Source organism: Kitasatospora sp. MAA19, from assembly GCF_029894125.1.
In the GTDB taxonomy this organism is placed as follows: Bacteria; Actinomycetota; Actinomycetes; order Streptomycetales; family Streptomycetaceae; genus Kitasatospora.
The window spans coordinates 1-13170 of sequence record NZ_JARXYZ010000002.1 but is presented as its reverse complement, the minus strand read 5'-3'; the positions used below and the strand labels follow the sequence as shown (position 1 = coordinate 13170).

General features: G+C 70.9%; 10 protein-coding genes and 1 pseudogene. 7 read left to right on the top strand and 4 right to left on the bottom strand.

All coding sequences use genetic code 11. The features are described from left to right. Positions 1 to 128: 128 nt before the first annotated feature. Positions 129 to 890 carry a protein phosphatase 2C domain-containing protein gene (locus P3T27_RS03005; RefSeq protein ID WP_280674132.1) on the bottom strand — a complete coding sequence of 254 codons (762 nt, stop codon included), beginning with the start codon at positions 888 to 890 and terminating at the stop codon, positions 129 to 131. Between the two features lie 151 nt (positions 891 to 1041). Here P3T27_RS03005 and P3T27_RS03000 point away from each other — a divergent pair, with 151 nt between their 5' ends. From P3T27_RS03000 to P3T27_RS02980, 5 genes are all read left to right on the top strand, one after another. Continuing rightward, positions 1042 to 2139: an LLM class flavin-dependent oxidoreductase gene (locus P3T27_RS03000; protein WP_280674131.1), complete on the top strand. Its 1098-nt coding sequence runs from the start codon at positions 1042 to 1044 to the stop codon at positions 2137 to 2139. Next, a complete protein-coding gene (locus P3T27_RS02995; protein ID WP_280674130.1) occupies positions 2136 to 2759 on the top strand; it encodes an FMN reductase in 624 nt (207 codons plus the stop codon). The genes P3T27_RS03000 and P3T27_RS02995 overlap by 4 nt, the downstream gene beginning before the upstream one ends. 237 nt (positions 2760 to 2996) lie before the next feature. Beyond that, complete coding sequence (locus P3T27_RS02990) at positions 2997 to 3308, top strand: hypothetical protein (RefSeq protein WP_280674772.1); 312 nt, start codon at positions 2997 to 2999, stop codon at positions 3306 to 3308. Between the two features lie 14 nt (positions 3309 to 3322). Next, positions 3323 to 4354, top strand: a complete 1032-nt coding sequence (locus P3T27_RS02985) for a Dyp-type peroxidase (RefSeq protein WP_280674129.1) — start codon at positions 3323 to 3325, stop codon at positions 4352 to 4354. A gap of 28 nt (positions 4355 to 4382) precedes the next feature. After that, on the top strand, positions 4383 to 5180 hold the full coding sequence (locus tag P3T27_RS02980; RefSeq protein WP_280674128.1) for a family 1 encapsulin nanocompartment shell protein: 798 nt from the start codon (positions 4383 to 4385) through the stop codon (positions 5178 to 5180). A gap of 225 nt (positions 5181 to 5405) precedes the next feature. Here P3T27_RS02980 and P3T27_RS02975 read toward each other — a convergent pair whose 3' ends face one another. After that, on the bottom strand, positions 5406 to 8486 hold the full coding sequence (locus P3T27_RS02975; RefSeq protein ID WP_280674127.1) for a tetratricopeptide repeat protein: 3081 nt from the start codon (positions 8484 to 8486) through the stop codon (positions 5406 to 5408). Between the two features lie 446 nt (positions 8487 to 8932). On the opposite strand from P3T27_RS02975, the gene P3T27_RS02970 reads away from it, so the two are divergent. Then, a complete protein-coding gene (locus P3T27_RS02970; protein ID WP_280674126.1) occupies positions 8933 to 10870 on the top strand; it encodes an ATP-binding protein in 1938 nt (645 codons plus the stop codon). Here P3T27_RS02970 and P3T27_RS02965 read toward each other — a convergent pair. Both P3T27_RS02965 and P3T27_RS02960 read right to left on the bottom strand, forming a co-directional pair. After that, the gene (locus tag P3T27_RS02965; RefSeq protein ID WP_280674125.1) at positions 10839 to 11420 is read right to left on the bottom strand and encodes a hypothetical protein; all 582 of its coding nucleotides are present in this window, start codon (positions 11418 to 11420) and stop codon (positions 10839 to 10841) included. The genes P3T27_RS02970 and P3T27_RS02965 overlap by 32 nt on opposite strands. Continuing rightward, positions 11417 to 12685: a hypothetical protein gene (locus tag P3T27_RS02960; RefSeq protein ID WP_280674124.1), complete on the bottom strand. Its 1269-nt coding sequence runs from the start codon at positions 12683 to 12685 to the stop codon at positions 11417 to 11419. Before P3T27_RS02960 ends, P3T27_RS02965 begins: the two co-directional genes overlap by 4 nt. 372 nt (positions 12686 to 13057) lie before the next feature. Between P3T27_RS02960 and P3T27_RS02955 the strand changes: the two are divergent. Further along, positions 13058 to 13170 (top strand): annotated as a pseudogene (locus P3T27_RS02955) (electron transfer flavoprotein subunit beta); the annotation flags it as partial.

Sequence of the window (13170 nt, the reverse complement as noted above, 5' to 3'; positions counted from 1 at the left end):
AGAGGTGGGCCCGGGGCCGTGCCCTTGGCCGATGAGGTGGATCCAGGGCCGTGCCCGGGGCCGATGAGGTGGGTCCGGGGCCGTGCTCAAGGCCACCGGGCAGGGCCGGACCCGGGTGCGCCGGGCGGCTACTCGTCGATCCGGACCAGCGCCAGGGTGATGTTGTCCGGCCCGCCCGCCTCGATCGCCGCCTTCCACAGCTCGAACGCGGCCTTCCCGTCGGCGCGGTCGGTGCCGTCGTGCGGGCGGGCGAGCAGCTGGGCCAGCTCCTCCTCCGGCACCGGGTCGGTCAGGCCGTCGCTGCACACCAGGTAGCGGTCGCCGGCGGCCAGCGGCACGGTGCGCACGTGCGGCTCGACGAAGGTCGGCCCGAGCGAGCCGCCCAGGGTCTGGGTGACCACCGAGGTGGTGTGCCGTCCGGGCGGCAGCGGCGGGCTGTCGTCCACGCTCACCCGGCGCAGCCCGTCCGGGGCGACCTGGTAGACCCGGCTGTCGCCCACGTTGAAGACCACCGCCTGGCCGGGCATCAGCACCAGGCCGGCCACCGTGGTGCCCATCGCGGCCAGCTCGGGCTCACCGGCCGCGGCCGCGAACACCGCCCGGTTGCAGTCCTGCAGCTCCTCCCGGACGGCTTCCTCGCCGTCCAGGCCGGCGCCGTCGGCGGCCAGCCGGCGGGCCACCAGCGCGCTGGCGACCTCGCCGCCGGGGTGGCCGCCCAGGCCGTCCGCCACGGCGACCACGCAGGGCGGGCCGAGCGGGAAGAGCAGGGTCTGCGGGTTGCCGGTCACGGTGGCGCAGAGTGTCCACGGTCCGACCGTGAGGCTGTCCTCGTTGTGCTCCCGCACCAGGCCCTCGTGGCTCAGCGCGCTCACCGCGATGTACGCCGCCATCGGTTCGCCGCCCTTTCGGAGCTCCTCCCTCAAGTGTCGGCGGGAATAACGATTCGCACCCGGGTGCTAAGGTGGTTGAAAGTTTGACGATCTGCCCCGGGGGCCACGAGAGCCCCGAAACCCGGGGCCGACCTGGAGTGTGGTGAGCAGCATGCAGTTCGGAATCTTCACCGTCGGTGACGTCACCCCCGACCCGACCACCGGCCGCACCCCGAGCGAGCACGAGCGGATCAAGGCCATGGTGGCCATCGCGCGCAAGGCGGAGGAGGTCGGCCTGGACGTCTTCGCGACCGGTGAGCACCACAATCCGCCGTTCGTGCCGTCCTCGCCGACGACCATGCTCGGCTACATCGCGGCGCAGACCGAGCGCATCATCCTCTCCACCTCCACCACGCTGATCACCACCAACGACCCGGTGAAGATCGCCGAGGACTTCGCGATGCTCCAGCACCTCGCCGACGGCCGGGTGGACCTGATGATGGGCCGCGGCAACACCGGCCCGGTCTACCCGTGGTTCGGCAAGGACATCCGCCAGGGCATCCCGCTCGCGGTCGAGAACTACGCGCTGCTGCACCAGTTGTGGCGCGAGGAGGTCGTGGACTGGCAGGGCCGCTTCCGCACCCCGCTGCAGTCCTTCACCTCCACCCCGCGCCCGCTGGACGGCGTCGCGCCGTTCGTCTGGCACGGCTCGATCCGCTCGCCCGAGATCGCCGAGCAGGCCGCCTACTACGGGGACGGCTTCTTCGCGAACAACATCTTCTGGCCCAAGGAGCACTTCCAGAAGCTGGTCGACCTCTACCGCGAGCGCTACGCCCACTACGGCCACGGCACGCCCGAGCAGGCGTACGTCGGCCTCGGCGGGCAGGTGTTCATGCGGAAGAACTCGCAGGACGCGGTGCGGGAGTTCCGTCCGTACTTCGACAACGCCCCGGTGTACGGGCACGGGCCCTCGCTGGAGGAGTTCACCGAGCAGACCCCGCTGACGGTGGGCAGCCCGCAGGAGGTGATCGAGAAGACGCTGACCTTCCGCGAGTCCTTCGGCGACTACCAGCGCCAGCTGTTCCTGATGGACCACGCCGGCCTGCCGCTGAAGACCGTGCTGGAGCAGCTGGACCTGCTCGGCGAGCAGGTCGTGCCGGTGCTGCGCGAGGAGTTCGCCAGGAACCGCCCGGCCGGGGTGCCGGACGGGCCGACGCACGCCGCGCGGGTCGCGGCCCGTACCGAGGAGTCCGTGGAGGTGGCCAAGTGACCGTGTTCCGACTGGTGGTGGTGAGCGCCGGGCTGAGCAAGCCGTCCTCGACCCGGCTGCTGGCCGACCGCCTCACCGAGTCGACCGTCCGGCAACTGTCCGACGGCGGGCGGCAGATCGACGTCACGGTGGTCGAACTGCGAGACCTGGCAACGGAGATCGCCAACAACTTCGTCACCGGTTTCCCCGGCGCCGCGCTGCGCGCGGCGATCGAGGCGGTGACCGGGGCGGACGCGGTGATCGCGGTGACGCCGATCTTCACCGCCTCCTACAGCGGCCTGTTCAAGTCCTTCTTCGACCTGGTCGACCACGACGCGCTCACCGGCAAGCCGGTGCTGATCGCCGCCACCGGTGGCACGCCCCGGCACTCCCTCGCCCTGGAGCACGCCGTCCGGCCGCTGTTCAGCTACCTGCGCGCGGTGGTGGTGCCGACCGCCGTCTACGCGGCCACCGACGACTGGGGCGCGGCGGGGGACGGGCTCACCGGCGGCCTCCCGGGCCGGATCGACCGTGCGGCGGGCGAGCTGGCGGCCCTGCTGGCCGGCCGCGGCCCGGCGGCGCCGGCGCTGCCCGAGCAGGTGGTGCCGTTCGCCGAGCAGCTGGCGGCCCTGCGGGCCTGAGCCGCGCGGACGGAAGGGGTGGGTGCGTGACGGCGCGCCCGCCCCTTCGGCGTTCCCCGGGGCGCACGGCTCGCGGTCCCTCGAACGGTGCCCTCGGGAGCTGCGGCCGAGGGGGCCGTTCGGGTGAGTGTTGCCCGTGCCGAATTGTCCGCTATGCGATGTAATCGTACGCATGATCAGATGTCCGCTGGTCCATCACTCCTTCGGCGCACCCCCGCCCCGGCGGGGGCGCCCGTCGTGAACCTGCTGCGGCAGAACCCCGTCCTCGCGCCGTTCGGCTGCCCGGCACTCGGCTACCCGGTCGGCAGGCTGCGCGTCGGACCGGTCCAACTCGACGGAATCTGCGGCACGTTGATCGTCGCCCTGCTGATCGACGGCCGACACGTCAGCGTCGACGCGGACGGCGAGGACGGCGCCCGCGCCCGGTTCATCCGCTCGCCCGCCAACCTCGACGACCTCGACGACCTCGACTTCCCGAAGATCGGCCACCACCTCAGGCAGATCTTCGCCGAACACCGCACCGAGTGGGAAGCCTCCCGGGCGTCCTGAGGAGGACCGGAACCATGCAGGCCGAACCGCAAGCCGTACTCTCCCCGCTGACCAGCGCGGCCGTCTTCCTGGTCCTCACCGTCGAGCCCGGCGGCGAGGACGCCGTCCGCGACCTGCTGCCCGACCTCGCCGGGCTGCGCCGCGCGGTCGGCTTCCGGGCCCCCGAAGGAGGCCTCACCTGCGTCACCGGCATCGGCTCGGACGTGTGGGACCGCCTCTTCGACGGGCCCAGGCCGGCCGGCCTGCACCCCTTCCAGGAGGTGGCCGGCGCCCGCCACCGGGCCCCGGCCACCCCCGGCGACCTGCTGCTGCACCTGCGCGCCGCCCGGATGGATCTGTGCTTCGAACTCGCCACCCGGATCACCGACCGGCTCGCCGGGGCGGCCACCGTGGTCGACTCCGTCCAGGGCTTCCAGTACTTCGACGACCGGGACCTGCTCGGCTTCGTCGACGGCACCGAGAACCCCGAGGGCCGGGCCGCCGTGGCCGCCGCCGTGGTGGGGGAGGAGGACCCGGCCTTCGCCGGCGGCAGCTACGTCATCGTCCAGAAGTACCTGCACGAGCTGGACAAGTGGAACGCACTGAGCGTCGAGGACCAGGAACGGGCGGTCGGTCGCACCAAGCTCACCGACATCGAGTTCGCCGACGCCGTCAAGCCCGCCGACTCGCACGTCGCGCTCAACACCCTGACCGGGCCGGACGGCGAGGAGCGGAAGATCGTCCGCTTCAACATGCCGTTCGGCTCCTTCGAGCGCGGCGGCGAGTACGGCACCTACTTCATCGGCTACGCACGCGACCCGGAGGTGACCGAGGAGATGCTGCGCAACATGTTCGTCGGCCGCCCGCCCGGCACCACCGACCGGCTGCTCGACTTCTCCACCGCCGTCACCGGGTCGCTGTTCTTCGTCCCGACCGCCGACTTCCTCGACGCCCCGCCGACCGCGCCGGGCGACCCGCCCGGGCCGCCGAGTGCTCCACCCGCGCCGCCGACCGTCTCACCCGCGACCGGCTCCCTCGGCATCGGCAGTCTCCGCCGCACCACCTGAGCAGGACCTCCCGACAAGGACCCACGCCATGGACAACCTGCACCGCGACCTCGCCCCCATCTCCGCCGCCGCCTGGGCGGAGATCGAGGAGGAGGCCCGCCAGACCTTCAAGCTCCACATCGCCGGCCGCCGCGTGGTCGACCTGCACGGCCCCGAGGACGCCACCCTCGCCGCGGTCGGCACTGGCCACCTGACCGGCATCGAACCGCCCGCCGACGGCGTCCGGGCCCGCGCCCGCGCCGCGCAGCCGGTGGTCGAGCTGCGCGTCCCCTTCACCGTCCGCCGTGACGCCGTCGACGACGTCGAGCGGGGCTCCCGCGACTCCGACTGGCAGCCCGTGAAGGACGCCGCCCGCACCATCGCCCTCGCCGAGGACCGAGCCGTCTTCGAGGGCTACCGCGCCGCCGCCATCGAGGGCATCCGGGCCGGCTCCACCAACCCGCCGGTCCAACTCCCCGAGGACGTCCGCGAGTACCCCGAGGCCGTCAGCCGCGCCCTCACCGCCCTCCGGCTGGCCGGCGTCGGGGGACCCTACTCCCTCCTCCTCGGCGCGGACGCCTTCACCGCCGTCAACGAGACCAGTGACCACGGCTACCCCGTCCACAACCACCTCGCCCGCCTCCTCGACGGCGACATCATCTGGGCCCCCGCCATCGAGGGCGCCTTCCTGCTGTCCGCCAGGGGCGGAGACTTCGAACTCGTCCTCGGCCGGGACCTGGCCATCGGATACCTCTCCCACGACGCCGAAACCGTGCAGCTCTACCTGCAGGAGTCGCTGACTTTCCGGGTTTACACGGGAGAGGCGGCCGTCGTGCTACAGGCCTAGCAGGCACCAAATCGGAATCTCGCCGATGATGATGCCTCGAGCTATCGACATGCACATTTCCATATTGGTGGTTGCTCTTCCGGTACGGGGTTGTCTGCCGGCGATCCTGCCGACGCTGGGAAATATGTACCAGAGAGTGAGCCAAGATCCAAACTGGAGTTTGAGAATCGATAGTCCATTCGATCCACGCCCGTCGGAGAGTCTCGCGAACGGGCTTCCGGAGCTTCAGGTGGAACGGGCCTGAAGCTCGGCAAGTACGGTGCGGGCCCGGGATGCCTCGTCGGCGATGTGGACCTGTTCGGCCAGCTCGATCGCCGCCGCCAGATGCTCGATGGCGGCGTCTGTGTGGCCGAGTGCCTCCTCGCACTGGCCCAAGCCGCGCAGGGCTGCTGCCTCTTCTCGGGCAGTACCGATGGACCGTGCCAGCTCGCGGGCGACGGCGTACTGGTCGCGCGCGTCCTGGTGCCGGCCGGCGGCCAGGAAGGTGGTGCCGAGGCCGTTGAGGGCGTCCGCCTCGTAGCGGACGCTGCCGACCGATCGGAAGGTTTCCAGCGCCGATCGGTAGAGTGTGAGGGCGTAGTCGAGTTCTTCTGGAATTCTCAGGGTGGCGGCCAGGTTGACGTGCACGACGGACAGATCGAATTGGGAGATGGAACCTCGTCCGATGTGCAGGATGCGTTCGAACGTGTCGCGCGCGGCTGCGCTGTTTCCAGAGGTGAGGTGAAGGTCTCCGATATTGTTGAGGATGCGCAGCTCGAAAATTCTGTCATTGAACTTCCGGGCCAGCGGAAGAGCATTTTCGTAAGCCGTCAGAGCGAGTTCTATATCTCCCATGGAGCGGTGCACGATGCCGATATTGGCAAGGCATCGTGCGGCGTTCCACTGGTCGCCTGTCTCTCGCCGGATGCTCAGCACCTCCTCCTGGAGTGCCAGAGACTCGTAGAGCTGGCTCTGGTTCCACAACAGTCGCCCGAGAAAGCCGAGGGCGTCCGCAGTCGCGTCTGCGTCGCCCTCGCTGCGGGCGAGGGCGAGTCCTCGTTCGAGGGCCTCGACGGCAGGCGGGTAGTGGGAGGCGTTGGCGAGCGTCGCGCCCAAGTCGATCAGCGCTCGTGCCTCATGCCGGTCGTTCGCCCGCGACCGCCAGAACGCCGCGGCGGCCTGATGCATATCGCGGGCCTCGCTCCAGTACGCCTCGGCGTCCAGGTGGCCCGCCAGGACATGGGAGAGCCAGGCGCCGATCTCGGGCAGTCCGGTGCGGTGGGCGCACGTGACCATGGCGACCAGGCTCGCGTGCTCATCCTCAAACCAACTCCTGGCCAAATCCAGAGAGTTCAATTCAAGATCGACCAACAGGTCGGCCGGGTGATCGAGTTGATCGTTCTCCGGGAGGGGGATCCTTGACCGGTGTGGATAGAGCACGCGGTCCGCGAGATCGGCGGCCTGCAGGGTGTAGTGGAGCATTCGACGGATCGCCGCTACTCGTTGCTCCTCTTCCGATCCCAGTGCGACGGCGAACTCCCTGAGTAGATCATGGAGTTGATATCGCTCTGGGGCGATCTCCTGAAGCAGGTTTCCATTCAGCAAGGCCTCAAGGACCTGGTCCGTTTCGTCGAGGGGTCGTCCGAGTAGTGCCGCTGCCGCGTGCAAGCCGAAGTCCGGCCCCGGGTACAGCCCGAGCAGCCGGAAGGCCGATCGTTGACTCGCCGAAAGGTACTGGTAGGAGACCTCGAAGGCTCTCGCGATGCTGTCCGTGCCGTTGTGGATTTCGGCGAGGCGACCGGTCCTGCGAGCGAGGCGTCGAGCCAGATGGTCGAGGGTCCAGGACGGGCGGGCCTTGAAGCGACTGGCGGCGAGCTCGATGGCGAGCGGTAGCAGGCCGCAGCGGTTCACGATCTCGACGATGTTGCCGCGGTCGTTCGCGCGCTCCGGACCTACCACGCTCGTGAACAGGGCCACGGCGTCGTCCACGGGCAGGACGTCGAGGAACACCGGTCGTGCGCCCGGGAGTTCGGCGAGCCTTTGCCGACTGGTGACGATGATCAGCGCGGCCGGGGCGGGCGGCAGCAGCGGTCGTATCTGAGCCGCGCTCGACGCGTCGTCGAGGATGACGACGGCCCGGCGGGAGGACAGCGCCTCGGTGCAGAGTGTGAAGATCTCGTCGGCGTCGAGCGGGATAGTGGTGGCGGGTACGCCGAGGCGGCGCAGCAGTACCGTGCCGGCGCCCTCGGGGGAGAACGGCAGCTGGCTGCCGACATGTGCGCGCAGGTTCAGGTAGACGTATCCGTCGGGAAAGTGCCCGCGCATCAGATCGGCGGCGTGCAGGGCCAGTGTGGTCTTACCGACCCCCGGCATGCCGAGGATGGCGGAGACGGTCACGACACCGCCGCTGGAGGGTCCGTTGTCGGAGTAGGGGAGGACGCGGCGGAGGTCCTCTCTTCGGCCGATCAGCTGGTGGCGTCCGGGCAGGTGGGCGGGTGCGACCCGTGAGGCGGCGGGTTCCGGTGGTGGGGCGGCCTCCGTGCGACCCGCCGAGTCGGGCAGTGGCTCGCCGCGCAGCATGAGGTGGTGCAGCCGGGTGAGTGGTTCGCCGGGCTCGGTGGCGAGCCGGGCGCGGAGCCGCCGGACGACGGCGGGGTAGACGGCCAGCGCGTCGGCCTGGCGGCCCACGGCGTAGAGCGCGGTCATGAGGTGGCTGGCGATGCGCTCGTCGGTGGGGCGCTCCTCGTGGAGGGCGGTGAGCTCGGGGACCAGCGCCGGGTGGCGGCCGAGCCGGAGGTCGACCTCGATCCGCAGCAACCTGGTGGTGAGGTGTTGGTCCGCCATGAGAGTGCGGGTGTTCCGGGCCCACTGGCCGGGCAGGCCGGCGAGGGGCTCGCCACGCCAGAGCTCCATGGCGCGGCTCAGCACGGTTCTGGCCTGGTGGTCCTGGCGGTTCTCGGTGAGGAGTCTGGCCTGCCGGGAGAGGTCGAGATATTGGTGCCAGTCAATCAGGTGGGGGTCGGCCCGGAGGGTGTACGTGTGCGATCTGGTGCTGATCGCGGGTGCGTCTCCGGCGGTGTGCGCCCCCGGGGTCCGGGCGGCCCGTCTCAAGAGTGCACGCAGGTGGGAGACGTGGCTGTACAAGCTCGTCAGCGCGCTCGGCGGCGGTTCCTCGTCCCACAGGCGGTACACGAGCGATGCGTGGGACAGCGGTCTTCCGACCTCGAGTGCGAGGGCGGCCAGCAACTGTCGTCGTTTGTCGGAGTGGATCGCCAATGGCTCACCGTTTACCGAAAGTTCAACTGAGCCCAGGAGATGGAACTGCATTTCGACGCCCCCCGCCGGTTGGCTACCAGCTTGCCGTGTCGCGGGTGAGCATGGCATGCCTTCGAGGGTATGGGCCATACCACGGTGGTCTTTCGCAATGAAGGCTTCAGGAATAGTCTCTGCTTGACTGAACGTCATATGGTAAGGCCGCGCTGATGCGCCGTCCGAGGCCAGGGGGAGCCAGTGACAGCATCGACCGTGATCGGTGGTCGCCGGTGAGCGACGACTTCAACCTGCCACAAGGCGTGGTGCGGAACTCGCTGGGCGGGGCCGGAGGCGTGGCGGGCTCCGTCGTGCAGGCCGGAACGATTCACGGAGGACTGCATCTGCACGCGCCCGGCCTGCCGACCCCTCGACAACTCCCGCGCTGTCCGAAGCGGTTGATCGGACGGGCAGACGACCTCGCGGCGCTGGACCGGTCGCTGGCCGCAGAGGAGGGGGCCACGATGGACGTCACCGTCGTGGTGACCGGGCCGGCGGGGGTGGGGAAGACCGCGCTGGCCGCGCAGTGGCTTCGAGGCCTCGCCGGACGCTTTCCGGACGGCCAGCTGTACGCGGACCTCCGTGGCTATGCGCCGGGTGGGCCGGCGGATCCGGCCGAGGCGCTCGGAGCGTTCCTCCGGGCCTTCGGGATCACACCGGTACCCGGCAGCCTGGAGGAGGCTACGGCGCTCTGGCGCTCGCTGGCGGCGGATCGCCGTATCGCGGTGCTGCTGGACAACGCGTCGACGGCCGCTCAGGTCCGGCCGCTCCTGCCGGGGTCGGACCACGCGGTGGTCGTGGTGACCAGCCGGCGCCGCCTCACCGGGCTGGGGATAGACGGGGCGGTGTTCCGCCCGCTGGGGCTGCTCGCCCGGGAGGCGTCGACCGAGATCCTCGCCGAGCGGGTCGGCGAGCGCCGCGTGGCTGACGAGAGCGCCGCCGCAGCCGAGGTGGTGGACGCCTGTGCCGGGTTGCCGCTCGCGATCTGTCTGGCGGCTGCGCGCATCGCGGCCCGTCCGGTGCAGTCGCTCGCGGTGACCGCCGAGGTGCTGGGGCGTGGCACGGAGCGACTCGCGACACTGAACGTTGAGGGTGAGACCGTGCAGGATCTGTTGGACGCCTCCTGCGAGGTGCTGGATGCGGATGCGGCCCGGCTCTACGGGCTGCTGGGTCTGCTGCCCTTCGCCGAGTTCACCTTGGAGGTGGCAGCCGTGGTGGCGGACGTGGATCTGATCGCCGCGGATCATCTGCTCGACGGGTTGATCGACGTGCACCTGTTGGAGGAGGTGGGGCCCGGCCGGTTCCACTTCCACGACCTGGTGCGGCTGCACGCCCGGGCGTGCGGCGCCCGGCTGCGGGACGCGTCGACGGGGTGTGCCGCGGCGGACCGGATCGTGGACTGGTATCTGGCCTCGGCCACGGCCGCCGAGGCGATCGTCTCCCCGAGTCACCGCACGCTCGCCCGCGACTACTGCGGCCGATCGGTCCATCCCGCCAGGGAGTTCGAGGACGATGCGCAAGCACTGGGCTGGCTCGACCAGGAACGCGACCGTCTCGCGGACGTCCTGCGATGGTCGGCGGAGCGCGGCCGGAATGCCGCTGCCTGGCAACTGGCCGACGCCATGTGGCCGTTGTTCCTCCGGCTGCGCCCGGCGCGACTGTGGGTCGAGGCCCATCGGGTCGGCCTTCGGGCGGCACGGGCGGACGGCGATCGGCTCGGCGAGCTGCGCATGCTCACCTCTGGTGGGAACGGTTTGCGGAACGCGGGCGAGTCGGCGGAGGCAGCGCAGTGGTTCACCGAAGCACTCGATCTGGCGAGGGAGTTGGCTCACCCTCTGGCCCAGGCCGATGCGCTGTACGGGCTCAGTCAGACTCATCGGGTGGCCGGTCGGCTGGACGAGGCCGCCGACTGCCTGCGGCAGGTGGTCCACCTTCGGGAATCCGAGGACTACGTGCGGGGTTCCGCGCTGGCGCGGCTGGCGTACGGCGAAGTGCTGCTGACCGCCGACAGGGCGGTGGAGGCGGTCGGCCCGATCGAGCGGGCGCACCACGAGCTGTCCTCGATCAGGGACGACTACGAGGCGGCCCGGGCGATGGCCTTCCTGGGGTTGGCACACGGGCGGCTGGGCGCGTTCGGCCGGGCCGAGGCCTGCATCGGGGAGGCCCTCACGGGCTTCCGGGCCCGGCTGTCGGTGCACTGGGAGGCCCGGACGCTGGAGTTCGCGGGTGAGGTCGAGGAGTGGCGTGGCCGTCCGGCCGCCGCGCGTACCCGGTTCGAGCAGTCGCTGGCCCGCTACCAGGAGGTCGGTGCCGCGGCCGAGGCGGCCAGACTGGCCGGCCGCCTCGCCGCGTACGGTGTCGACTCCGCCGTCACCCCCCGACCCGGCGACGCGGGAGGCTGAGCCAGGGCTGCGCCGACTCGGGGGAGTGGCGCCCGGCGGCGTTGATCCCGGTGACGTCGGCCAGGGTCCGGCCGGCGGCCAGCCAGGCGTGGGCCAGAGAGCCGAGGGTCAGCGACGGAGCGGGCGTGCTGGGGTTCTGGGTACCGCGGGCCGGTCGCACGATGAGCCGCGAGCCGGTCCGCGCGAGGATCAGCACCGTCCCCGCCCGGTGTTCGGCGGTGGTCACCGCACAGCCGGGGTGCGCGGACAGCACCTCCGCGAGCCGCGCGATGAGGTCCGCCGCCGGGAGGAGCCCGACATGGAGCACATCGGCGTGACGGCGCCAGCGGAAGCCCTCGGGCTCGGTCAGGTCGAGTGCGAGGTGCTCGTCCACGAAGCCGGGGCAGGGACGGCCGGGGTGGGCCCCGGACGGCCGGCGGGCGGTCAGCGACCCGTGGCGGACACCGGCGTGTGAACTCACCTGGGCTTCGAACCGGGTGGCGGCCCGGTCGGCCGTCGGCGGCGAGCCGCCGACCGGCACGAACCGCACGGTGTGCAGAGTGGCGGTCATCCGGCCCGCCGGGAGTCGGGTGCCGTGGCCGCGTCGAGGGGGTCGGGCAGCGGGAGCACTGCGGGTTCCGGACTGTGCGCGGGCTGGCCGAGACCGAGCAAGCGGTACAACATGCGACGGGCGTTGCGGTCGAAACGGCCGGGTTCGGAGCTGATCCGGGCGGCGATGGCGGCATAGTCCTCCGGCCGGTACTGCTCGGCGGTGTAGGCGAGTTGCTCGGAGAGCGGGTGCCCGGGGACGAGGGCGGGTGCGGTGCGGGCGAGCTGGGCGGCCGGCGAACGCGGGTTGACGTGGCGGTGCGGGTACTCCGCGAGCAGGACGGGGGCGCCGGTCATCGCACCGTACAGGGTGACCGAGCCGTGATCGCCGATGACGAAGTCCGCAGCGATCAGCAGCGGTCGCCAGTCCGTCTCCGGTGGGATCACCGTGACGGCCCCGCGGGCAGTGGCCGTCGCCCAGGACCGGACCTGCCACGGGCTGTGCATGGCCGAGACATTCGGGTGGACGAGCAGGGCGGCCCGGTACCGGTGCCGGGGAAGTTCCGCCGTCAACCTGGGCAGGACGGTGTCGAGCCGGGTGAAGAGCGAGCCCTCCCCCCAGGTGGAGGAGACCAGTACCAGCTTCTCGTCGGGGCTCAGTCCCAGCGCGGCGCGGTAGCGGTCGCGGTGCGGCAGCGCCGCGGCGATCCGGTCGTAGCACGGGTCGCCGATCACCTCGGCGATCGGTACGGCCTCCGGGCAGCCGCGGCTGAGTTCGAGCAGTTCCTCCTCATGGGCCAACGCGTACGCGGTCGGGATGAGTCGGCCCTCCCAGTACAGGTAGTCGGGGCCGAGTCCGATGGCCGTCCGCTCTCCGTCCGGGCCATGCCGCCGGGACAGCTTGATGTTGCCCGCACCGTGCGGGAGGCGGACGACCGGGCCGTGCAGCTGCTCCAGCCCCTGCGAGCCGGCGGCCAGCACGAGATCGAACTCGCGCCGGGTCGCCTGCTCCCAGGACAGTACGGTGCCGCCCAGCGCCGTGATCCGTTCCGCCGCACCCCCGTTGAACATGTGCGGCGCCACCGTGAACTGCACGTGGACCCTCAGGTCCGGAGCGAGCAGCGAGTAGATGTCGTGGAGCCTCTTCGCGTAGACCACTGTGTGGACGACCACCAGCACCTCCTTGCAGGCCGGCAGGGTCGCCCAGGGGCCGTTGTTGCTCAAGGTCGTGGTGTCGTGCCTCCCGTTCGTCGCCGTGGTGTCCTGTTCCCCGTGCACCAAGGTCATTCCGATCCCCCTCCTTGATCCCGGTCGGGGCCGTCGGTGAGCCCCGCTGCCGATGTTCCCCGTGCGGCCTGGCGGATTCCATGACGGGATCTGGCGGGTGCTTGCGGAAACCTTGTGTCCGTTTGCCGGGCCGGCCGGACCGGTGTGTCGAGCGCAGGAGGAGGGGAAGGGTACTGAGTTCCTTTACCAGGGGTACTGAGTGCCGTATTCTCTCGGTGGAGCCTCTGACACCAGTCGAAGAGCGCCGACACGGTATGCCGGTCCAGGTGGCGCTTGCGGCGCTCGGGGCGCGGCCGGGCCGGACTTGGCACTCAGTACCCTCGGCATGACGTGAGGCCATCGACCAGTGCGACCGTGACAGGAGAACCACTCATGAGCTTGAGGATCGTCGTCTGTGTGAAGTACGTGCCGGATGCGACGGGTGACCGTCGGTTCGCGGACGACCACACCACCGACCGGGAGGGTGTGGACGGCCTTCTGTCGGA

Coding starts and splice junctions, on each gene's coding strand:
- P3T27_RS03005 (WP_280674132.1), bottom strand. CDS start 890: ATGGCGGCGTACATCGCGGTGAGCGCGCTGAGCCACGAGGGCCTGGTG.
- P3T27_RS03000 (WP_280674131.1), top strand. CDS start 1,042: ATGCAGTTCGGAATCTTCACCGTCGGTGACGTCACCCCCGACCCGACC.
- P3T27_RS02985 (WP_280674129.1), top strand. CDS start 3,323: ATGCAGGCCGAACCGCAAGCCGTACTCTCCCCGCTGACCAGCGCGGCC.
- P3T27_RS02980 (WP_280674128.1), top strand. CDS start 4,383: ATGGACAACCTGCACCGCGACCTCGCCCCCATCTCCGCCGCCGCCTGG.
- P3T27_RS02975 (WP_280674127.1), bottom strand. CDS start 8,486: ATGCAGTTCCATCTCCTGGGCTCAGTTGAACTTTCGGTAAACGGTGAG.
- P3T27_RS02970 (WP_280674126.1), top strand. CDS start 8,933: ATGGACGTCACCGTCGTGGTGACCGGGCCGGCGGGGGTGGGGAAGACC.
- P3T27_RS02965 (WP_280674125.1), bottom strand. CDS start 11,420: ATGACCGCCACTCTGCACACCGTGCGGTTCGTGCCGGTCGGCGGCTCG.
- P3T27_RS02960 (WP_280674124.1), bottom strand. CDS start 12,685: ATGACCTTGGTGCACGGGGAACAGGACACCACGGCGACGAACGGGAGG.